This is a genomic window from Lentzea sp. NPDC092896, assembly GCF_044754905.1.
Taxonomy (GTDB): domain Bacteria; phylum Actinomycetota; class Actinomycetes; order Mycobacteriales; family Pseudonocardiaceae; genus Lentzea.
Window position 1 is genome coordinate 127,879 of sequence record NZ_JBIVPX010000017.1, and the last position, 19,305, is coordinate 147,183.

A 19,305-nucleotide genomic window follows, 5' to 3' on the forward strand; every position below is an offset into this window, starting at 1 on the left:
GAACGAGAAGGAGAACATGATGCGCAGGGTTATCGCGATCGCGGCTGCGGGAGTCGCACTGGCAGCCGGCGTGACGCTGACGGCGATCGCGCAGGGCAACGACGACGGCGTGCGCTCGGTGCCCATCTCGGTGTCACCGGCGTCCTCGACGAGCACCTCCACCACGTCCACCACGGAGGACCGGACGACGTGGCCCTCCTCCCCTACGACGTCCAGCAGTTCACACCCCAGCCGCAACGACGACGACCACGGAGGCCGTCGGGACCGCGGCGGCGACGACAGCACTGCCAACCCCACCTACGACGACCACGGCGGCAGGACGGCCGAACGCGATGACGACCACCGCGGCCGAGGCAGGGGCAGCGACGACCACCGCTGACCCCGCTCGACGAGAGCCGTGCCCAGCGGGAGCGTGAGGGAGTTCAAGTCCCCCGACCGGCGGAAGCCCATCGGCACTCCGGCACCTCGCGGCGCGCCTCGTGGCGGTTCATACTGGGTGCTTCCGGGCTGGCTCATCGAGGCTGGTGGCTCACATGCGTATTCCGGGGCGTCGCCCGCAGCGAGGCGCGAACGTGACAGCTGCGAAGAATTCCGCCGCCGCACGTCTGGTCGCACTGCGGTCGCTGCTGGAGGTGGCCACCCATGCGGTCACACTCCAGCCCGCCGCCGAGCAGATCATCGGCGCCTGCGCGCAACCTGGCGACGTCCCGGCGCAGGTGGCCCGCCGGGGCGGCCGCGTCGCGTCCGACTACTGCCGGCTGCACGGATGGGCTCTGGACCTCATCGGCGACGCCGACCGCGCGTCACTGGAGTTCCGGGTGACTCAACTGCTGCACTACCACGCCCAGATGATCGACACGTGCCTCAAGCTCGCGTTTCCGAGGTTCCGGAGCCCCAGGCTCGAACAGCGACGGCTGGCATTGCGCGGACTCGGCGAGCCGGCACGCACCCTGCGCGACGCACAAGCGGCGCTCGCCTTGTGGATCTCCGACCTCGAACAGACCGACGGCGTCGTGCCGCCACCCTGAACCGCCAGCCGCACGGCCGTAACGCCCTTGACGCACCACGGACCTCTCGACGTGCCCCACGGGGGGCTACGAGGTGAGGCAGCACCGGCCAGTCGACCATCAGCAGTCGCAGTGCCACGCTCACGATCATGCCCTCAGGACGATAGAACCTGATTACCGCAGATCAGCGTATGGGTGCGGAGTTCTGTCACCCCACAGGATTGCCCGCAACGACAAACTGTCGGGGTGCGCTACGCGCTGAACGCCGGGACGTTCGCCTCCACTCGGGGCAACGTGAAGTGGATGGTCGTGCCGCTGGCGGCCTCTGTGTCCAGCCAGATGCGGCCGCCGTGGTACTCGACGATCTTGCGGCACATCGACAGGCCGATGCCGGTGCCGCTGTACTGGTCCTTGGTGTGCAGGCGCTGGAAGATGACGAAGATCCGCTCGGCGTACTGCGGTTCGATGCCGATGCCGTTGTCCCGCACTGAGAACACCCACATGTCGTCCTCGCCCGGCTCGGCGTCGATGCGCACGTGCGGGGTCTGCTCTGTGCGGAACTTCACCGCGTTGCCGATCAGGTTCTGGAAGACGCCGGCGAGCAACCGGGCCTCGCCCTGCACTTCTGGCAGAGTGCCCACCTCGACCTGGGCGCCGGACTCCTCCAGCGCCTGGGCGAGATTGCGGCGGGCTTCGTCCACCAGTTCACCGGCGGGGACGACCACCTGCTTGTCGCGGTGCCGGCCGACCCGGCTGAAGGCGAGCAGGTCGTTGATCAGCACCTGCATGCGTTTCGCGCCGTCCACCGCGAAGTCGATGTACTGGTCGGCGCGCTCGTCGAGCTGCCCGCCGTAGCGCCGTTGCAGCAACTGGCAGAAACTCGCGATCTTGCGCAGAGGTTCTTGCAGGTCGTGGGAGGCGACGTAGGCGAACTGCTCCAGCTCCGCGTTGGAGCGGCGCAGGTCCTCCGTCGCGGTGGCCAGAGCCGTGTTGTGGTCCTTGGTCTGGCCGAGTTCGTCGACGATGCGGGTGCGCATGGTGTCGACGTCGCGGCCCAGTGCGCGCAGCTCCAGCGGGCCGGTGGCGGTGACCGTGTGGGCGAAGTCGCCACCGGCGACCAGCCCGACGTGCTCGCGCAGCCTGCTCACCGGGCCGACCACGTACACGAGCACCGCGGCGACGCAGCCCAGCACGGCGATCAGCAGCACGGCCAGGGCGACAATGCAGGTGACCGCCATTCTGGTGGCCGAGTTGTTGAGCGCGGCCCGTCCATCGGTGCGCTGGAGCGCCAGTTCTGCCTGCAGTGTGGACAACGCCACGCGAACAGCGTCGAACCGCTGCTTGCCGACCGCCTCGTCCGGCACCACACCGCCCGTGCGGACCGCGGCGATCGTCGGGTCGGCGTACTGGCTGCGCCACGCGGACAGCGCCTCGTCCAGCGCGGCCACGCTCTCGGTCACCTTCGGGGTGTTCAACGCCGCGACGGTCGCACGCGCCGCGGTCTGCCGGCCCAGGCCGTTCTCGTAAGGCGCGAGGAAGTCGGCGCTGCCGCTGAGCACGTAACCCCGGAGCCCGTTCTCCTGGTCGACGAGGTCGGTGCCGAGCTGTTGCGCGCTGACCACCGCGGGGCCGACCACGTCCAGCAACCGCGAGCGCGCCCGGGACAGGTCGCCGATGGCCAGCAGGACCGCCGTGGTCGCCCCCAGCAGGACCACGACCAGCGCCAGCGAGATCCACATCGACCACCGCCTCAGCGATGGACCGCCAGGCTCCGCACCGGCATCCAGATCCGCGTTCACCGCACCTCCCCGAGTCGACGCGAAGGCGCCGTGCTCAACACGCGTTGAGCCGCGCAATCTTAGGGTCGTGCCGTCCACGCGCTCGCACTCGACCTCGCCGAGCGACGACAACGCGGTCCCGTCATGCGGCTTCAACAAGACAAGGCACCCGAACTGCGGGCGGCGATGCCACTTTGAACTGCTGGACGTCCTGGCGACTGCGCATCTCACAATGAATCGTCGGGCTAGAGCTGCCCGAGAATCTCAAGCACTTTCTGGTGGGCCAGTGCGCACACTTGCGCTTCTGTTCCGCGGGCACGCAACAATGTCGTCGTCCGCCCAGAGCACGAACGCAACCACGAGGAGCGGCCGGTGATCGCCAAGTTCAACACCACCCGCGACGCCGAGTACGCCGAGGGGCTGGAGAGGTTGCCCGCGCTGCGGGACGAACTGGCCGCAGAACGCGGGCAGGGGCGGCTGACCGACGCCGAGTTCTCCGCGTTCGAGGACACGGCCACGCGAGCCGAGGCCTCCGAATCGCCCGCCACAAAGGGCGCCGGCCGACAGCGGAAACTGGAGTCGTGACCGGCTACTGGTGGATGGATGCGCTGATCGGCCTTGCGGTGGCGTTGCTCGTGACGTGGCTGGCGTTGATCATCATGCTGGCGATCGTCCGGCCGCACGGAGGCATGTTGCGCGAAGCGATGCGGCTGTTGCCAGACGTGCTACGTCTCGTGCGCAGACTGGCCGCGGATCGCGAACTGCCCCGACGCGTGCGGGTGCGGCTGGGCCTGCTGCTCGTATACCTGGCATCTCCCATCGATCTCGTACCGGACTTCATCCCGGTGCTCGGCTACGCCGACGACGCGATCATCGTCACCGCGGTGCTGCGCTCGGTGGTGCGCCGCGCCGGCCTCGACGCGGTTCGCCAGCACTGGCCGGGAACTGACGACGGCTTTGCCGCGCTGGCCCGGATCACCGGCATCGACCGCAGGCCACCACCCTCAGACACATAAGAGTAAGAACGACAGGAAGCTACCGGCCAGCAATGTGAGGCGGCCAGCAGGTGCTGCGGCTGGCCGCGCAGGGGCGGAGCAACGCGGAGATCGCGGGCGAGTTGTTCGTCGCGGTCAGCACAGTGCGCGAGCACTGTTCGATGGACTCCTGTTCGACCAGCCGCAACGGCTCGGGTGACGGGACGACGCGGCGCCAATGCGGGCCGTCCGCGGCCATGGTCCATCCGTTCAGCTCGGCCAGCCGGTCCGCGGGCTTGCGGCCGTAGATCGGGCCGATGAACTTCGTTGGCGTGGTGAACGCCGGGTCGGCCGCGTCGACGACGGTTTGGGTGACGACGGCGAGGACTGGTTTGCGACTCCCGCGTTGCGCAGGGACTGGGCGAGCCAGTAGCCGATCATGCCTGGGTTTCGGCGCCGAGGGTGTCGAGCGGGCAGGGGCGGGTGAGTGACGGGTCGGCCTCGCTTTCGAGTGCGAGCAAACCGATCTGGGGTCCGTTGCCGTGGCAGATGACGAGTTCGTGTTCCGCGGCGAGCGGCGCGAGTGCTCGCGCCGCTGCTTCGACGTGGTGAAGCTGAACCGAGGCGTCCGCGCGTTCGCCGCGCATGAGCAGTGCGTTGCCTCCGAGCGCGACGACGATGCGCATCAGGAGGCCAGCCCGGCGACGATGACCGCCTTGATCGTGTGGAGGCGGTTCTCGGCCTGGTCGAAGACGACCGACGCGGGTGAGGAGAACACCTCGTCGGTGACTTCGGCGCCGTCGAGACCGTACTGGTCGTGGACCCGGCGGCCGACGATCGTGGTGCGGTCGTGGATCGACGGCAGGCAGTGCAGGAACTTCGTGCTGGGGTTCCCGGTGGCCTTCATCAGTTCGGCGGTGACGCGGTAGGGCGTCAGCAGGGGCACTCGGGTGTCCCAGGCCTCGGGTGAGTCGCCCATGCTGACCCACACGTCGGTGTAGATGAAGTCGACGCCGGCGACAGCCTGTTCGGCGTCGTCGGTGACGAGCACGCGGGCACCGCTCACCGCGGCCAGATCGTGGGCCTTGGCGATCACCTCGGCGGGCGGCTGCAGCTCGGCAGGTGCCGCGATGCGGACGTCCATACCGAGCAAGGCTCCCGTGACCAACAGCGAGCGGGCGACGTTGTTGTGGCCGTCGCCGACGAAGGCGAACTTGATGTCCTCGACCTGTCCGTTGAAGTTCTCGGTCATGGTGAGGACGTCGGCGAGCATCTGGGTGGGGTGCCAGGAGTCGGTGAGGCCGTTCCACACGGGCACGCCGGAGTGCTCGGCCAGCGTCTCGACCGTGTCCTGGGCGAAGCCGCGGAACTCGATGGCGTCGAACATGCGGCCTAGAACCTTGGCGGTGTCCGGAATGGACTCCTCGCGGCCCATGTGGGAGCCGGTCGGATCGAGGTAGGTGACGTGGGCGCCCTGGTCGTGGGCCGCGACCTCGAAGGCGCAACGGGTGCGGGTGGAGCTCTTCTCGAAGACAAGGGCGATGTTCTTGCCCTTCAGCAGCGGGTGCTCGGTGTGGGACGACTTGGCGCGCTTCAGCCCGCGCGCCTGGGAGACGAGGTCGAGGAACTTCTCCTTGGTGAGGTCCAGTTCCTTCAGCAGAGAGCCAGGGTGTCGCATCGAACAAGTCCTTTCAGATGCCGTCGCGCTGGATCGGGCAGGTCATGCAGCGGGCTCCGCCTCGGCCGCGGCCGAGTTCGTTGCCGGGAATGGAGATGACCTCGATGCCGTGGTCGGCGAGCATGGTGTTGGTGACGGTGTTGCGCTCGTAGCCGACGACGACGCCGGGAGCGAGCGCGAGGAAGTTGTTGGCGTCGTCCCACTGTTCGCGTTCGGCGGCGCGGGCGTCTTCGTCCGCGCTGAGCACGCGCAGCCGGTCGATGCCGAGCAGATCGGCGATGGTGGCGAACACCGAGGTTCGCTCCCGCACCCGCAGGCCGGCCGAGCTGCGTTCGACGACCTCTTCAGCGTCAGCGGGTGTAATCACCCACGTCTTGAGCGTCTCGGGGTCCAGGCCTGGGTACCGGATGAACGTGTCCAGATCGAGCATCGTCATGACCGTGTCGAGGTGCATGAGGGCGTGGGAGCGGGGCAGCTGCACTGCGATCACGGAACTCGCCTGGCCGGTGCGGAACAGTTCGCGCGCCAGGATTTCCACGCCCATCGGGGTGGTCCGCTCCCCCATGCCGATCAGCACGGTGCCGCGGCCCAGAACGAGGATGTCGCCACCTTCCAACGTCGCGGGTTGATGGTTCGCGTCGTCGGCGCCGTAGTAGATCGGGAACACGGCGTCGGCGAACAGGGGGTGGAAGCGGTAGATCGCCTGGCAGTGCAGGGATTCGCGGCGGCGAGGGGCTTTCGCCATCGGGTTGATCGTGACGCCGCCGTAGATCCACGCCGAACTGTCGCGCGGGAAGAGGGTGTTCGGCAGCGGCGGCAGTACGAAGTCGTCCAGACCGAGGCTGTTCCAGCGCAGGCTCGGCACGCCGAGTGGAGACAGGTCGGCGCGGGTCACGCCGCCGACCAGGAGCTCGGCGAGCGTCGCGGCGTCGACCTTCTCCGCGAACTCGCGCACCGGACCGGCCAGGGTCGGCCCGAGCAGCTCAGGGGTGCACACCCGGTCCAACACGAACGCACGGGCTTCCGGCAGAGCCAAGGTATCTGCGAGCAGGGTGCCAGTGTGGTGCACGGTGATTCCGCGCTGACGCAGTTCCCCAGCGAAGGTGTCGTGTTCCTCCTGTGCCTTCGAGGCCCAGAGCACGTCGTCGAACAACAGCTCGTCGCAGTTGCGCGGGGTGAGCCTGCTCAGCTCCAGCCCTGGCCGGTGCACGATCACCTGACGCAGCGCGCCGACTTCCGATCCGACGCCGAGGTTCACGACTTCACCCCGTCGTACTCACGCTGGCCCGCCTTGAGCCAGATGTAGAGCGGGACGCCCAGCAGCAGGCAGATGACGCCGTAGTAGACGGCCTGGTAGCCGCTACCGGCCAGTGCCCAGAAGGCGAAGGCGAGAGCGAGGATCGAGACGGTGCAGTCGCGCACGAGGTGCGGCCACTCGGCCTTGCGACCGCGCACCAGCAGCCAGTACAGCTGCGCGGCAGCGCTGAACAGGTACGGCACCACGGCGGTGAACACCGACAGCAGCACGAGCGTGGTGAAGACCTGTTCGAAGTTGGTGTAGCTCACGACCACCAGCGCCGAGGCGAGCACGGTGGAGCTGATGATGCCGAAGCTCGGGATATCGCCGCGGGTGCGCAGAAACGCCTTCGGGAACAACTTGTCCTTCGCCGCGGCCATCGGCATCTCGCCGATGATCAGAGTCCAGCCGACCAGGCAGCCGATGCCCGACACCACGGCGGCGATCGCCACGGCCTGACCGGCCCACTGACCGCCGAAGATGGCGTTGGCCGCCTCGGTGAAGGGCGCCGAGGTCCCGCGCAACGTCTCGTTCGGGACGGTGCCGAAGACGGTGAGTGTGCCGAGGACGTAGATGACCGCGCAGCCGATCGTGCCGAACACGGTGGCCCGTCCGACGTTGCGCTCGGGGTCGCGGACTCGGCCGGCTGCGACCGATGCGGTCTCGATGCCGATGAAGCTGAACAGCGCGATCGCGGCCGCGGCCGAGATGGCGCCGCCGATCGAGGTGCCGCTCGCGTTGAACGGACCGAAGTTCGCCAACTTCACGAAGACCAGGCCGACGGTGGCCATGAACAGCAGCGGCACGATCTTCAGCACCGTGAAGACGATCTGCGTGACGGCCATGTTCCGCAGTCCGGACAGGTTGACCAGAGCTGGAATCCACAGGCCCGCCAGCGCGATCACGATGGACCAGCCCACCTGGTGCTCGGTGTTGACGAAGACCTCGACGTAGCCCACCAACGCCACGACGATCGCCGCGTTGCCCGCCCACGCGGTGATCCAGTAGCACCAGGCGTTGAGGAATCCGGCGAACTCACCGAACGCCTCCCCGGCGTACACGTACGGGCCGCCGGAACCGCTGATCCGCTTGGCCAGCGCGCCGAACGTGAGCGCGAGTGCCAGTGCGCCGATCGACACGAGGACGAACGCCACGAGGCTGACCGGTCCGAACGCCGCGAGTGCGGTCGGCAGGCCGAACACGCCCGTTCCGATCACTGATCCGACCACCAGGGCGGTCGCGGTCGGCAGGCCGAATCTGGACGAGCGTGGCTGGTCGCTTCCCGAATCGGGCCGCGTCGCGGCCGCAGGCCCGGCTACGTCTGTGCTCACGGCGATCTCCTCACTCCGATGTGGACTGTCTGGCTGTGAGCAGCCTGCGCTTCAGCGAACCTGTCCCCCACCACCCCAGGTCTCGTCGTTCGCGGGACCTAAGTCCTCACCACCACAGGACGTAACGGCGAATGTCTCGACACAGCAGAAAGGCGCCGGGAGGGGGTGCCGGCGCCTTTCGTTCTGATCCTCTCTACGACCTCCTTCCCCAGCGAAAGTAGGAGAACGGCCCGATGAAGTTCACTGCGATCGCAAGCGCCCACCACAACTTGCGACCGCGTACGAACTCCCCGGGCCGCATCGACAGGTCCGCCCACGCCGCCGCCGCGAGCATCACCTGCACGACAGTCAGCCAAGTGAAGGACTTGCGCTGCAACGGAGTGAGATCACCCCACCGCTTCCGTCCCATCATCAGCTCCCGGCGTGTACGGGTTCGGTGGAGAACTCGACATCGGTCACGCCTGCTACCGCACGCACCAGCACGTCGACCACGTGCCGTTCGGTGGCGCTGTTCCCCTTGTCCACGATGGACACCCTGCCGCCGGAAACCGCGACCTGCCAACGCTGGGCGCCGCCGACCATGCCGAGCCTGTTGTGGATCTCGGCCTCGACGACCCAGTCCGCGCGGGTGATGGAGCGGAGCACGTCCCTGCGAGTCACGATTCCCGCGAGGTGGCCTTCACGGACGACCGGCACGCTGCGCACGTTGTGCTCCAGCATCAGGCCGGCGACCTCCGCGAGGTCGGTGTTCGGGCTCGCCACCACCGGCTCCTTGGTCATCACCTGGTCGACCACGGCCGCCGGCGACTTCCTGGCCTCGACGGGCTCACCGTGAACGAGCGACCGCGGGTCCTGTGGCAGGCGATCCTGGAGCAGGTCGGCTTCATCGACCATCCCGATCAACGCGCCGAAGGTGTCGACCACGGGTAGCGCGGTGAATCCGCGTTCGGCTAGCAGCTGAGCGGCATCGCGCGCCGGCGTGCCTGCTTCGACGACCACGACGTCCGTGGTCATCACATCTCGAGTCCTCATGACGCTCCTAGCCGAAGATCTCGGTCTGGCGGGTGTGTGTGGTGTCGTTCCAACCGCAGCGCAGGTGGTTGTGCACGTCGACAACGCCCGGCAGGACGCGCACGAGGTGTTCGGCGATCTCGACCTCGCTCTGGCGTTCCAGCCGGCCCCGCATCGTCACGACGCCATCGATGACCTCGACGTCGATGGTGTTCGGGTCCACCCACAGCACCCGGCCGAAGATCTCGTCGCGGATCGTCGTGCGCAGCTCGCCGTCGTCCCGCACGAAGAGCTTCAGCAGGTCGCGGCGGGAGAGCACGCCGACCAGCGCGCCGTCGGAGTCCATGACGAACAGCCTGCGAACACCGGCTACCGCCAGCTCGCGGGCCGCGGCGCTCGCTGCGAGACCCGGCGGGACGCTCCTCACCGGCGAGGTCATCACGTCGCGCGCGATCACGCCGCTCGCCTGCTCCCACCGGTGCTTCGCCGCGCGCCCGGCGAACACACCTGGCGCGTCCTCGGTGCCGCCCCTGAACTCCTCCTTCGGCATCAGGTCGGCTTCCGAGACCACGCCGACGGGGTAGCCGCCGTCGAGCACGGGAACAGCACTGACCTTGTTGTCCTCCAGCAGCCGCACGAGCTCCTTGAACGAGCACTCGACGTCCGCGGTGATCACCTCACGTGTCATCAGCGAGGCGACTGTCGGTTCACGCATGACACCCTCCGGCGATCTTCGGTCTCTTTCCGCCTCAAGCCTTGTCGCCGGAACAGCAGGGGCCCACCTGCCAAGGACGTGGGTCAGCCGGGCGTTCCGACCCGGTGCAGGAGGACCGAAGGGCCCTGCACACCGGGGAGCGGGCTCAACACGCTGAACACATGAGCGAGAAGTCACGCGTTGTCGTCGGAGTCGACAGGTCACCTGCGGCGCGCGCCGCGTTGTTGTGGGCGGTGCGAGAAGCCAAGCGCACCAACACGTCTGTGCTGGCGGCCGGAGTGTGCCAGCTGGGATTCGAGGCCGCGCACAAGGAGGACCTGCTGGCCGCTCTCGATTCGCTGGGCGCGGATGGCGACGGGGTTCAGGTGGATCTGCAGACGCTGCACGGCGTCCCTGGACCAGCTCTCGTGGAGCTGTCCAGGCACGAAGCCTGCCTTGTGGTGGGCGGGCACGGTGTGCGCAGGCTGGACGTACTGGTGTTCAGCTCAGTCACGGCTTTCTGCCTGCGCCACGCCCTGTGCCCGGTCGTGGTGGTGCCGGTCGGTGAGGAGCAACACGCGGGTCCGTTGATGCTGCGGTGAGTGCCGCGGGTCCCGGCCAAGCCGGGACGTAGGCCCCTCACCCGCGGCCGCCTCTGCTGCGACTTTCAAGACAGGACTTCAACGTGGAGGTGAGCGGGATGGACCGCGGTCAGCCCGACGAGACAACGGTGCGAGCGGCGGTGGCACTCGCCGGCCGCGCACCGTCGGTGCACAACTCCCAGCCGTGGCGCTGGGAACTCGGTGCGCACAGCCTGCACCTGTACGCCGACCGCACGCGCGCCTTGCCCGCGACCGATCCGCTCGGCGCCGATCTGGTCGTCAGCTGCGGGGCTGCGCTGCACCACCTGCGGGCCGCGCTCGCGGCACTCGGCTGGCACGCGAAGGTCCACCGTCTGCCCAACCCCGCACAGCCCGATCACCTGGCCGCGATCGAGTTCGAGCCGGCGGAACCGAGACAGTCCCATGTGGCCCTCGCGGCGGCGATTCCGCGCAGGCGCACCGATCGCCGCGCCTTCTCCTCCTGGCCGACCCCTGAGGAGCTGTTGCAGCAGCTCGTGCAGTTCGCTCGCGCTGAGGGGGTGGACGCGCGCATCGCGACCGGAAAAGCGCGTGACGAACTCCTGATCGCGATCGGCAAGGCCGCCCACGTCCAGGAGGCCGACCCGGCCTACCAGGCCGAGATCCACCAGTGGAGCGGTGTCTATCCCGGCGCGTCGGCCGGAGTTCCGGCTGCGAACATCCCCGCCGGCTCGCGGCAGTACGGCAACCTCAGGATGCGTGAGTTCGCGCCGGGGTCCTTGCTGCAGGGCAGCCGCAGCGTGCTCGGCGAGGACGCGGGAGCGCTGCTCGTGCTGAGCACGTCGTCCGACGACGACCTGTCCCGGCTTCGTGCTGGTGAGGCGGCGAGCGCGGTGTTGCTGGAAGCCACCGCCGCGGGCCTCGCGACCTGCCCGCTGAGCCAGCCGCTGGAGGTCGTGGAGACCAGAGATCTGGTCCGCGACGAGGTCCTCGGCGGCGCCACCTGCCCTCAGCTCGTGATCCGCGTCGGCTGGGCCGGGTTCAACGCCGACCCGCTGCCCGCCACACCCCGCCGTCCCGTCATCGACCTTCTCCGCGACCAGGAGCAGAAGTGACCACCTACATCCGCGACTTCGCCACGCTCGGCAAGAACGACACCGCCATCGCCGGCGGCAAGGGCGCCAACCTCGGCGAACTCACCCGCGCCGGGCTGCCCGTGCCCCCTGGCTTCGTCGTGACCGCGGAGGCGTTCCTGACATCCATGAGCCAGGTCCGCGACGACCTCGCCGCGGAACTCACCATCGCGCTCGACCGCGGTACCTCACCGCAGCGGTTGGAGGAGTGCGCCGAGCGGATGCGTGAGCTCGTGCGCAAGGCCGGGATCTCCGACGACGTGCGGCACGACGTGCTGGAGGCATACCGCGGCCTCGGTCAGGACGAGTCCGTGGCGGTCCGGTCCTCGGCCACTTCCGAAGACACCGCGGGTTCGTCGTTCGCGGGCATGAACAGCACCTTCACCAACACCCGAGGCGCGCACGCCCTGCTCGACCGGCTGCTGGACTGCTGGGTGTCGTTGTTCGGCACGCGGTCGATCGCCTACCGGGCAGAACAGAGCATCACCGATGAGCCCGCGATCGCCGTCGTGGTGCAGAAGATGGTGAACTCCGAACGCTCCGGTGTCATGTTCACCGCCGATCCGTCCAGCGGCGACCGCGACAAGCTGCTGATCGAGGGATCGTTCGGGCTCGGCGAGGTCGTGGTCAGCGGCTCGGTCGAGCCTGACACGTACGTGCTGCGCCGTAACGGCGACACGGTGTCCCTTGTGGACACCAGGGTCGGCCGCAAGTCCCACAAGATCGTGCGCGGCACGAACGGCAACGACGAACGGATCGACCTCACAGCCGAGGAATCGCACGCACAGGTGCTCACCGACGCCGAGGCCATCGCGATCGGGCAGCTGGGGATGCGCGTGCAGCGACACTACGGCGAACCGCAGGACACCGAGTGGGCCATCGCCGAGGGCAAGACGTGGCTCGTGCAGTCCCGGCCGATCACCACGTTGCCCGACGAGCCGCCTGCCTCGGCGGGCCCGCTGGTCGCCGGGCTCGCCGCGTCGCCTGGCATCGCTTCGGGCCGGGTGCGCGTGCTGAGCTCCCCCGACGAGGGTGGTCGGCTGCGTGACGGTGAGGTGCTGGTCGCGGAGATGACCAACCCCGACTGGGTTCCGACGATGCGCCGTGCGTCCGCGGTCGTGACAGACGGCGGTGGCATCACCTGTCACGCCGCGATCGTGGCCCGCGAACTGCGTGTGCCGTGCGTCGTCGGCACCGGTTCGGCCACCTCGGTGCTGAAGGAGGGCCAGCTGGTCACGGTCGACGGCAGCGCTGGAGAGGTGCGAGCAGGCTCTGCTCCCATCACCACGGCACCACGCATCGTCGCCCCCGTGGTGCAGGCCACCGAAGCCCTCGGTACGCGTGTGTACGTCAACCTCGCGCTGCCCGAGCACGCTGCCGAGGTGGCCGCGATGCCCGTCGACGGCGTGGGGCTGCTGCGGGCGGAGTTCATGCTGACCGAAGCGCTCGGTGCTGAGCACCCGCGGCGGTTCCTCGCACAGCGCGGTCCTGACGACTTCATCAACGCCATGACGTCGTCGCTGCTGCAGATCACGCACGCGTTCGCGCCGCGGCCGGTCGTCTACCGGACGATGGACTTCCGCACCAACGAGTTCCGCGAGCTCAAGGGCGGCGAGGAGTTCGAGAAGCACGAGCACAACCCGATGATCGGCTACCGCGGCTGCTACCGGTACGTCGACGACCCGATGCTGTTCGGGCTGGAGCTCGAGGCGCTCGCACGGGTGCGGGAGCAGACGCCGAACCTGCACCTGATGATCCCGTTCGTGCGCACCAAGTGGGAGCTGGAAGCCTGCCTGGAGCAGATCGACCGCAGTCCTCTGGGCCACCACCGCGGCCTGCACCGGTGGGTCATGGCCGAGGTTCCCTCGGTGGCGTACTGGATTCCCGAGTACGCGCGGTCCGGCATCGACGGGGTCTCCATCGGCAGCAACGACCTCACGCAGCTGATGCTCGGCGTCGACCGCGACTCGGAGCTGTGCGCGGACCTGTTCGACGAGTCCGACCCCGCCGTGCTGGACATGATCGGACGCATCGTCGGCGCCGCGCGAGACGCCGGCATCACGTCGTCGCTGTGCGGACAGGCACCGTCCAACAAACCGGAGTTCGCCGAGAAGCTCGTCGAGTTCGGCATCACCTCGATCTCGGTCAACCCCGACGCGGTCCCTGCTGCCAGGGCGGCCATCGGATCAGCCGAACGGCGGTTGTTGTTGCGGCAAGCCCGCTAGCGCCAGAACCGGAATGCACCGCCGCACGGAGGCGGAATGCCCTGTTGCACGAAGAAGCCGTTGAGGACGCTGGAGAACGGCGGCGGCGCGCGGACGCAGATTGTCACGATCGAACCGAACCGCGTCGCCGCTCTTCTCGATGTCCTCCGACATGGAGGAGCCCCCCATGACCACACGAGTCGCTATCAACGGTTTCGGCCGCATCGGGCGAGATGTCCTGCGCGCCGCTTTCGACCGGCAGGACGCGGCGATCGAGATCGTCGCCATCAACGACATCACCACCCCGGAAGTCCTGGCGCACCTGCTGGCCTACGACTCGACGTACGGGCCGTGGAGCAAGCACGTCTCCGTCGAACACGACATCCTCACCGTGGACGGTCACAGCATTCTCGTCACCGGACAAGCGGATCCGCAGGACCTCAACTGGGGTCAGCTCGGCGTCGACATCGTCATCGAGGCGAGCGGCCGGTTCCGCACGCGTGAGACCGCGGGCGTCCACCTCGAACGCGGCGCCCGCAAGGTGATCATCACCGCGCCCGGCAAGGACGTCGACGCCACGATCGTCTTGGGTGTCAACGACGACGTCTATGACCCGAGCAAGCACCACATCATCTCGAACGCCTCGTGCACCACCAACTGCGCCGCCCCGATGGCGGCCGTGCTGGACGGGACGTTCGGCATCGTCGAGGGATTGATGACGACGATCCACAGCTACACCGGCGACCAGGCGCTGCTCGACCGCCCGCACAAAGACCTGCGCCGGGCGCGTTCCGCCGCAGTGAACATCATCCCGACCTCCACCGGCGCCGCCCGCGCGATCGGTCAGGTCATCCCGGCCCTGGACGGCAAGCTCGACGGGCTCGCCGTCCGGGTGCCCGTCGAGGACGGCTCGCTCACCGACCTCACGGTCCGACTCGCGGAGCCGGCGACCGCGGGCCAGGTCAACCGTGCGTTCGCCAGCGCCGCGTCCACCTACCTCAAGGGAATCCTGCGCTACACCACCGATCCCGTCGTCTCCCGGGACATCATCGGCGACCCGGCGTCGTGCGTGTTCGACGCCTCGCTCACCAAGGCACAGGGTCACGTCGTGAAGGTGATGGGCTGGTACGACAACGAGTGGGGCTACGCCAACCGCACGCTTGACCTCACCGACCGCGTCGCGCGGACCATGCCATGACCACCGCCGCCACCCTCGACGAACTGACGTTGCTCGCGGGCCTGTCGCACACCCAGCGCGCCGCCGTGGCCGGGATCAGCTCGGTCGAGACCTACGAGCCCGGTCATCGGCTGTTCGACGAGGGCGGCATCGCTGACCGGTGCTGGGTCGTGCTCAGCGGGTGCGTCATGATCGACCACACGACACCATCCAGCGGCCGGGTGGCGCTGCAGAGCGTCGGCCACGGCGAGTTGCTGGGCTGGTCGTGGGTCGTACCTCCGCACCGCTGGCACTTCGGCGCCACCGTCGTGTCGCCCACTCGAGCGGTCATGGTGGACGCCGTGAGGCTGCGAGAACTGGCCGACAGCGATCCCGAGCTCGGCTACCACGTCGCTCTGGTCATGGTCGGCGCGCTGGTGGAACGCCTGCAGACCACTCGGATCCGGCTGCTCGACCTGCAGCGCCAGCCGTGACACCACGGGGGCCGGGCACCTACGCGATGCCCGGCCCCCGTCAGCGGTTCGCAGCCTCGATGTCGACGAGCGCCTCGGCGATACCCGTGCTCCACTTCTCGATCGCGGCCCAGTCGCGGAAGTCGCCGAACCGACCACCCATGGCGCGGAACACCAAGGTCCCCAACCAGCCGAAAGCACCTGGCGTGACGACACCGGAGAACAGCCGGTGTTCGATCGGCTCGACGTCGTCGAGCAACGCCGCGAGCACGTCGGCCTCCTCCACCAGGACCCACTTGCGCAACGGCCCGCGCAGTGCTCCCGGCAGGCCGACGCTGAACAACCACACCGGCTTGCCGTACAACGCCTTCCGGTGCTCGGCGAGGAAGGCGGCGCCGGCAGGAAGCCACGCCTGGTCGTGCACCGCGCTGCCGACGACGTAGGCGTCGTAGGCCTGGGCTTCGGCCGCCTCCTCGACGGTACGCACCACCACCTCGTGGCCGCCCGTCCTCAGTGAGCCCGCGATCCGCTCGGCGACACCGGCGGTCGAGCCCGCCGCGGTCGCGTACGCCACCAGTACCTTCATGGCGACCAGCCTCGCGCACGCACGAGAGCGTCACGAGTATCCGGCGACCCGTTGCCGCTGAGCACAAGGGCTCTGTCCCAGGCGGAACAGCGCACCGATGGTGTTGATATGACTGAAATTCTCGTCGCCTACGCGACCAAGATGGGCGCTACCAAGGAGATCGCCGAGGCGATCGGCGCCCGGATCCGCTCGGCGTCGCACGAGGTCGTCGTGCTCGACGCCGCGGACGTCCACTCCGTCGAACCCTGCAAGGCAGTCGTTCTCGGCAGCGCGCTGTACGCGGGCGGGTGGCGGCGGGAAGCGGTGAAGCTGCTGGCCCGCAACGAGAAGCTGCTCCACTCCCGCCCGTTGAGGCTGTTCCACAGCGGGCCGCTCGGCGCCGACATCACGGCGCAGCAAGCCCCGCGCAAAGTGCGAGAGATCGCCGCACGCCTCGGGGCAGAGGAACCCTTCACCTTCGGCGGCAGGCTCACACCGCAGACCGCTGTCGGCTTCTTCGCCAAGAAGATGGCGCTGGGGCCTGCGGCGGGTGACTTCCGGGACTGGGACGAGATCGACCGCTGGGCGTACACGATCGCCCAGCGGCTGGTCGCGGCGCGCTGACAGCTCAGTTGTGCATCTTCAGCAGTTGGCGGTGCAGGTGGTCCCGTACGGCGTCGACCGCCTCGGTGACGGTGGCCGCCTCCGCCTGCGCCACCACCTGGGTGCCGTTGACGTCGAGGTTCGCGCGCACCTCGACCACGCGCGAACCGGGGTTCGCGATGCGGACGTGCGCGTAGTTCGTCGGCTGGGGTGCGAACCTGGCGAGCGGAGCGATCCGGTCGTGCGCGTACTGCTTGGCGTCCGGTGATGTCTGATCACCGGCGTCGACCACGACGTTGGCGATCTCTTGCTGTCCTGCGTGCTTCATCAGTCCTCCAGATCAGCCGATGTCCCTGCGCCGCAACGTGGTCAGACCTGCTACGACGAGGCCGGCGGTCGTGGCGACCAGCCACAGCAACGGCGTTGCCGTGATGGCGCCGCCGGGCATGTGCGGCACGTGAGCGAACGGCGAGAAGTCCAGCAGCCACTGGTCCAGGCCCAGCAGAGGACCGAGGTCACCCAGCAGCATGAAGGCCGCCAGCACCGCCCAGCTCAGTGCGGCGAGCCGCGGCACGGTGCCCACGAGCACCACGACGATCCCGGTGAGCACCCAAGCCGCAGGCACCTGCACCAGTGCGCCGACCAGCACCCGGCCGACCTGACCCCCGTCACCGGTCCGAGCAGCATGTACGACTCCCGCCGACAAACCCGCTCCAACCAGCAGGAACGCGGTGCCGGCGAGCGCGACGCCCACGTGACTCAACACCCACCTGGCGCGACTCACGCCGACCGCGAGCACGGCATCTGCGCGATGCTCCGTCTCCTCACCGTGCAGTCGTAGTGCCGCTTGCACACCGTAGCCCGAAGCGACTACGCCGAGCAGCGCGAACATCGCCGACAGCACCGCGTCGGTCAGCACGTCCCGCCCACCGAGCTGCTGGAACATCTGCTGGGCCTGCGGGCTGCCGACCATGTCGCCGATGCTGTCCGCGACGCTGCCCACCAGCAGTCCGTAGGCGACGAATCCCACCGTCCATCCGATCAGAGAGCCCCGCTGCAGCCGCCACGCCAGCGAGAACGGCCCGGCGAGCCAACGTGAGGCACCAGCAGGTCCCACTCGGTCGGGCAGCATGCCCGCGCCGTGGTCCCGCCGTGACACGAGCCGGTAGGCCGCCGCGGTCACCACGATCGCGAAGGCCGCGGCGATTCCGGCCATCCACCAGTGATCGCCCGCGTAGGGCCGGAACTGCTGTCCCCAGCCCAGCGGCGACAACCACGACAACCACTGCGGGCCGAGGGTGTCCCCGATCGCGCGGAGTACGAACACGAGGCCCAGCGCCGCGGTGGCGAGCCCGATCGCCGCGCGACGTCCCGCCATGAGCTGCACCGCCACCGCCGCGACGCAGGCGAACGTGATCCCCACGCTCATCCACGCGAGCGCGAACGTCACCGATCCGGCGACTGGCAACCCCGCGGCCGCCACCGACACCGCCGTGATGAGCCCCAACGCCACGTTCGCACCGATCGCGACCACCAGGGCGGCCGTCAGCGGCGCCCGCCGGCCCACCACGCCCGAACCGACCAGCTCGAGCCTGCCCGTCTCCTCCTCGGCGCGGGTGTGCCGCACCACGAGGACGATGGAGAAGATCGCGATCACCACCGAGCCGGTACCGAGCGCCTTCAGCATCGCGAGAGCGCCGATCGACGTCAGGTCGTAGATGTGCCCGTACACCGCGACCAGCGCCGGAGTGCCGTTCATGAGCGAAGCGGCCTGGACCACCGAGTCGACGGTCGGGAACAGGTCCTTCGTCGCGGCCGCCGAGGTCACGGCGAGCAGCACGAACGCCGCGATCCACGACGGCAACAGGATCCGGTCACGCCTCAGTGCGAGGCGCACGAGCTCGCGAGTGCCGTTCATCGCTTCACCTCGTAGTGGCGCAGGAACAGCTCCTCCAGCGTGGGCGGCCGGCAGGTCAAAGTCCGCACGCCGAGACCGGTCAGCGCGGGCAGCAGCGAGTCGAGCTGGTCGGTGTCCACCTGGCAGCGCAGGTGCGTGCCGTCCACGTGCGACTCGTGCACACCGGGCAGCGAGACGAACCCGTTGGGCGGGGTGACCAGATCGGCCTCGATCGTGGTGCGCGTGAGGTGCCGAAGGTCGGTGAGCGAGCCGCTTTCGACGAGCTTGCCGTGGCGGATGATGCTGACGCGGTCGCACACCTTCTCGACCTCGGCGAGCACGTGGCTGCTCAGCAGGATCGTGCGGCCCTCACCGCGCAGTTCCGCGAGGTAGTCCTCGAACACGGCCTGCATCAACGGATCCAACCCCGCGGTCGGTTCGTCGAGCAGCAGCAGTTCGGCGTCGCTGGCCAGAGCGGCGATCAGGGCGACCTTCTGCCGGTTGCCGGACGAGTAGGCGCGCCCCTTCTTCGTCGGGTCGAACTCGAACCGCTCCACCAGCTCAGCCTTGCGGGTGGTGTTCAGCCCGCCCCGGAGCCTGCCGAGCAGGTCGATCACCTCACCGCCGGTCAGGTTGGGCCACAACGTCACGTCGCCGGGCACGTAGGCCAGGCGACGGTGCAGGGTGGCAGTGTCGCGCCACGGGTCGCCGCCGAGGAGGGTGACGGTGCCACTGTCCGCGCGCAGCAGGCCGAGCAGGATGCGCAGGGTCGTCGTCTTTCCCGCGCCGTTGGGGCCGAGGAGGCCGTGCACTTCCCCTGCCGGGACGGTCAGGTCGAGACCGTCGAGTGCGTTGGTCCGGCCGTACGACTTCCGCACGCCGGACAGGGAGATGGCTGCTGTCATGGTTCGAAGCTAGGTACC

The 19,305-nt window shown here is 68.8% G+C and carries 23 protein-coding genes; 11 read left to right on the forward strand and 12 right to left on the reverse strand.

All coding sequences use genetic code 11. From position 1 onward, the window contains the following. Positions 1–19 precede the first annotated feature (19 nt). Positions 20–379, forward strand: coding sequence for a hypothetical protein (locus ACIQF0_RS46470; protein ID WP_401041293.1), 360 nt, complete (start codon positions 20–22; stop codon positions 377–379). A gap of 193 nt (positions 380–572) precedes the next feature. After that, the gene (locus ACIQF0_RS46475) at positions 573–1,028 is read left to right on the forward strand and encodes a hypothetical protein (protein WP_401041295.1); all 456 of its coding nucleotides are present in this window, start codon (positions 573–575) and stop codon (positions 1,026–1,028) included. A gap of 230 nt (positions 1,029–1,258) precedes the next feature. On the opposite strand, the gene ACIQF0_RS46480 is transcribed toward ACIQF0_RS46475, so the two are convergent. Continuing rightward, the gene (locus ACIQF0_RS46480; protein WP_401041297.1) at positions 1,259–2,806 is read right to left on the reverse strand and encodes an ATP-binding protein; all 1,548 of its coding nucleotides are present in this window, start codon (positions 2,804–2,806) and stop codon (positions 1,259–1,261) included. Positions 2,807–3,157: 351 nt separating this feature from the next. On the opposite strand from ACIQF0_RS46480, the gene ACIQF0_RS46485 reads away from it, so the two are divergent. From ACIQF0_RS46485 to ACIQF0_RS46495, 3 genes are read left to right on the forward strand one after another with little or no spacing between them, the layout of a single operon-like run. Next, positions 3,158–3,370, forward strand: coding sequence for a hypothetical protein (locus ACIQF0_RS46485; RefSeq protein WP_401041298.1), 213 nt, complete (start codon positions 3,158–3,160; stop codon positions 3,368–3,370). Further along, a complete protein-coding gene (locus tag ACIQF0_RS46490; RefSeq protein WP_401041300.1) occupies positions 3,367–3,801 on the forward strand; it encodes a YkvA family protein in 435 nt (144 codons plus the stop codon). Before ACIQF0_RS46485 ends, ACIQF0_RS46490 begins: the two co-directional genes overlap by 4 nt. A 50-nt stretch (positions 3,802–3,851) precedes the next feature. Continuing rightward, entirely contained in the window at positions 3,852–4,067 is a 216-nt protein-coding gene (locus ACIQF0_RS46495; RefSeq protein WP_401041302.1) for a LuxR C-terminal-related transcriptional regulator, read from the forward strand. Between the two features lie 129 nt (positions 4,068–4,196). Here ACIQF0_RS46495 and ACIQF0_RS46500 read toward each other — a convergent pair whose 3' ends face one another. From ACIQF0_RS46500 to ACIQF0_RS46530, 7 genes are all read right to left on the reverse strand, one after another. Further along, positions 4,197–4,445 (reverse strand): hypothetical protein, encoded by a 249-nt coding sequence (locus ACIQF0_RS46500; protein ID WP_401041304.1) that lies wholly within the window; start codon positions 4,443–4,445, stop codon positions 4,197–4,199. Continuing rightward, positions 4,445–5,437 (reverse strand): ornithine carbamoyltransferase, encoded by a 993-nt coding sequence (gene argF / locus ACIQF0_RS46505; protein WP_401041306.1) that lies wholly within the window; start codon positions 5,435–5,437, stop codon positions 4,445–4,447. Before argF ends, ACIQF0_RS46500 begins: the two co-directional genes overlap by 1 nt. A gap of 13 nt (positions 5,438–5,450) precedes the next feature. Next, on the reverse strand, positions 5,451–6,695 hold the full coding sequence (locus ACIQF0_RS46510) for an arginine deiminase (RefSeq protein WP_401041308.1): 1,245 nt from the start codon (positions 6,693–6,695) through the stop codon (positions 5,451–5,453). Beyond that, positions 6,692–8,065: an APC family permease gene (locus tag ACIQF0_RS46515; RefSeq protein WP_401041310.1), complete on the reverse strand. Its 1,374-nt coding sequence runs from the start codon at positions 8,063–8,065 to the stop codon at positions 6,692–6,694. Before ACIQF0_RS46515 ends, ACIQF0_RS46510 begins: the two co-directional genes overlap by 4 nt. A gap of 193 nt (positions 8,066–8,258) precedes the next feature. After that, the gene (locus tag ACIQF0_RS46520; protein WP_401041311.1) at positions 8,259–8,477 is read right to left on the reverse strand and encodes a PLDc N-terminal domain-containing protein; all 219 of its coding nucleotides are present in this window, start codon (positions 8,475–8,477) and stop codon (positions 8,259–8,261) included. After that, positions 8,477–9,097, reverse strand: coding sequence for a CBS domain-containing protein (locus ACIQF0_RS46525; RefSeq protein ID WP_401041313.1), 621 nt, complete (start codon positions 9,095–9,097; stop codon positions 8,477–8,479). Before ACIQF0_RS46525 ends, ACIQF0_RS46520 begins: the two co-directional genes overlap by 1 nt. A gap of 7 nt (positions 9,098–9,104) precedes the next feature. Beyond that, positions 9,105–9,791 carry a CBS domain-containing protein gene (locus ACIQF0_RS46530; protein ID WP_401041315.1) on the reverse strand — a complete coding sequence of 229 codons (687 nt, stop codon included), beginning with the start codon at positions 9,789–9,791 and terminating at the stop codon, positions 9,105–9,107. A 161-nt stretch (positions 9,792–9,952) separates the two neighbouring features. Here ACIQF0_RS46530 and ACIQF0_RS46535 point away from each other — a divergent pair, with 161 nt between their 5' ends. The 5 genes from ACIQF0_RS46535 to ACIQF0_RS46555 all read left to right on the forward strand — a co-directional run bounded on the left by ACIQF0_RS46535 (position 9,953) and on the right by ACIQF0_RS46555 (position 15,338). Next, positions 9,953–10,372, forward strand: coding sequence for a universal stress protein (locus tag ACIQF0_RS46535; protein WP_401041317.1), 420 nt, complete (start codon positions 9,953–9,955; stop codon positions 10,370–10,372). A gap of 98 nt (positions 10,373–10,470) precedes the next feature. Next, positions 10,471–11,466: an Acg family FMN-binding oxidoreductase gene (locus ACIQF0_RS46540; RefSeq protein WP_401041319.1), complete on the forward strand. Its 996-nt coding sequence runs from the start codon at positions 10,471–10,473 to the stop codon at positions 11,464–11,466. Next, positions 11,463–13,709 (forward strand): phosphoenolpyruvate synthase, encoded by a 2,247-nt coding sequence (gene ppsA / locus ACIQF0_RS46545; RefSeq protein ID WP_401041321.1) that lies wholly within the window; start codon positions 11,463–11,465, stop codon positions 13,707–13,709. The genes ACIQF0_RS46540 and ppsA overlap by 4 nt, the downstream gene beginning before the upstream one ends. A gap of 166 nt (positions 13,710–13,875) precedes the next feature. Continuing rightward, entirely contained in the window at positions 13,876–14,886 is a 1,011-nt protein-coding gene (gene gap / locus ACIQF0_RS46550) for a type I glyceraldehyde-3-phosphate dehydrogenase (RefSeq protein ID WP_401041323.1), read from the forward strand. Continuing rightward, positions 14,883–15,338: a Crp/Fnr family transcriptional regulator gene (locus ACIQF0_RS46555; RefSeq protein WP_401041325.1), complete on the forward strand. Its 456-nt coding sequence runs from the start codon at positions 14,883–14,885 to the stop codon at positions 15,336–15,338. Before gap ends, ACIQF0_RS46555 begins: the two co-directional genes overlap by 4 nt. Positions 15,339–15,378: 40 nt before the next feature. Here the strand turns inward: ACIQF0_RS46555 and ACIQF0_RS46560 are convergent, their stop codons facing one another. Beyond that, positions 15,379–15,903, reverse strand: a complete 525-nt coding sequence (locus ACIQF0_RS46560; RefSeq protein WP_401041327.1) for a flavodoxin domain-containing protein — start codon at positions 15,901–15,903, stop codon at positions 15,379–15,381. Between the two features lie 108 nt (positions 15,904–16,011). On the opposite strand from ACIQF0_RS46560, the gene ACIQF0_RS46565 reads away from it, so the two are divergent. Further along, positions 16,012–16,506, forward strand: a complete 495-nt coding sequence (locus tag ACIQF0_RS46565; protein WP_401041329.1) for a flavodoxin domain-containing protein — start codon at positions 16,012–16,014, stop codon at positions 16,504–16,506. Between the two features lie 4 nt (positions 16,507–16,510). Here ACIQF0_RS46565 and ACIQF0_RS46570 read toward each other — a convergent pair whose 3' ends face one another. Genes ACIQF0_RS46570 through ACIQF0_RS46580 form a run of 3 tightly spaced genes read right to left on the reverse strand, consistent with a single transcriptional unit; the run spans position 16,511 to position 19,287 of the window. Further along, entirely contained in the window at positions 16,511–16,813 is a 303-nt protein-coding gene (locus ACIQF0_RS46570) for an HPF/RaiA family ribosome-associated protein (RefSeq protein ID WP_401041330.1), read from the reverse strand. Positions 16,814–16,825: 12 nt separating this feature from the next. Continuing rightward, positions 16,826–18,403, reverse strand: coding sequence for an ABC transporter permease (locus ACIQF0_RS46575; protein ID WP_401041332.1), 1,578 nt, complete (start codon positions 18,401–18,403; stop codon positions 16,826–16,828). Then, complete coding sequence (locus ACIQF0_RS46580) at positions 18,400–19,287, reverse strand: ATP-binding cassette domain-containing protein (protein WP_401041333.1); 888 nt, start codon at positions 19,285–19,287, stop codon at positions 18,400–18,402. The genes ACIQF0_RS46575 and ACIQF0_RS46580 overlap by 4 nt, the downstream gene beginning before the upstream one ends. Positions 19,288–19,305 lie beyond the last annotated feature (18 nt).

Bases quoted from the DNA above. Each gene is read 5' to 3' on its own strand.
- gap (WP_401041323.1), top strand. From the start codon at position 13,876: ATGACCACACGAGTCGCTATCAACGGTTTCGGCCGCATCGGGCGAGAT.
- argF (WP_401041306.1), bottom strand. From the start codon at position 5,437: ATGCGACACCCTGGCTCTCTGCTGAAGGAACTGGACCTCACCAAGGAG.
- ACIQF0_RS46520 (WP_401041311.1), bottom strand. From the start codon at position 8,477: ATGATGGGACGGAAGCGGTGGGGTGATCTCACTCCGTTGCAGCGCAAG.
- ACIQF0_RS46470 (WP_401041293.1), top strand. From the start codon at position 20: ATGCGCAGGGTTATCGCGATCGCGGCTGCGGGAGTCGCACTGGCAGCC.
- ACIQF0_RS46500 (WP_401041304.1), bottom strand. From the start codon at position 4,445: ATGCGCATCGTCGTCGCGCTCGGAGGCAACGCACTGCTCATGCGCGGC.
- ACIQF0_RS46530 (WP_401041315.1), bottom strand. From the start codon at position 9,791: ATGCGTGAACCGACAGTCGCCTCGCTGATGACACGTGAGGTGATCACC.
- ACIQF0_RS46540 (WP_401041319.1), top strand. From the start codon at position 10,471: ATGGACCGCGGTCAGCCCGACGAGACAACGGTGCGAGCGGCGGTGGCA.
- ACIQF0_RS46575 (WP_401041332.1), bottom strand. From the start codon at position 18,403: ATGAACGGCACTCGCGAGCTCGTGCGCCTCGCACTGAGGCGTGACCGG.
- ACIQF0_RS46565 (WP_401041329.1), top strand. From the start codon at position 16,012: ATGACTGAAATTCTCGTCGCCTACGCGACCAAGATGGGCGCTACCAAG.
- ACIQF0_RS46535 (WP_401041317.1), top strand. From the start codon at position 9,953: ATGAGCGAGAAGTCACGCGTTGTCGTCGGAGTCGACAGGTCACCTGCG.
- ACIQF0_RS46570 (WP_401041330.1), bottom strand. From the start codon at position 16,813: ATGAAGCACGCAGGACAGCAAGAGATCGCCAACGTCGTGGTCGACGCC.
- ACIQF0_RS46555 (WP_401041325.1), top strand. From the start codon at position 14,883: ATGACCACCGCCGCCACCCTCGACGAACTGACGTTGCTCGCGGGCCTG.
- ACIQF0_RS46525 (WP_401041313.1), bottom strand. From the start codon at position 9,097: ATGAGGACTCGAGATGTGATGACCACGGACGTCGTGGTCGTCGAAGCA.
- ACIQF0_RS46580 (WP_401041333.1), bottom strand. From the start codon at position 19,287: ATGACAGCAGCCATCTCCCTGTCCGGCGTGCGGAAGTCGTACGGCCGG.
- ACIQF0_RS46560 (WP_401041327.1), bottom strand. From the start codon at position 15,903: ATGAAGGTACTGGTGGCGTACGCGACCGCGGCGGGCTCGACCGCCGGT.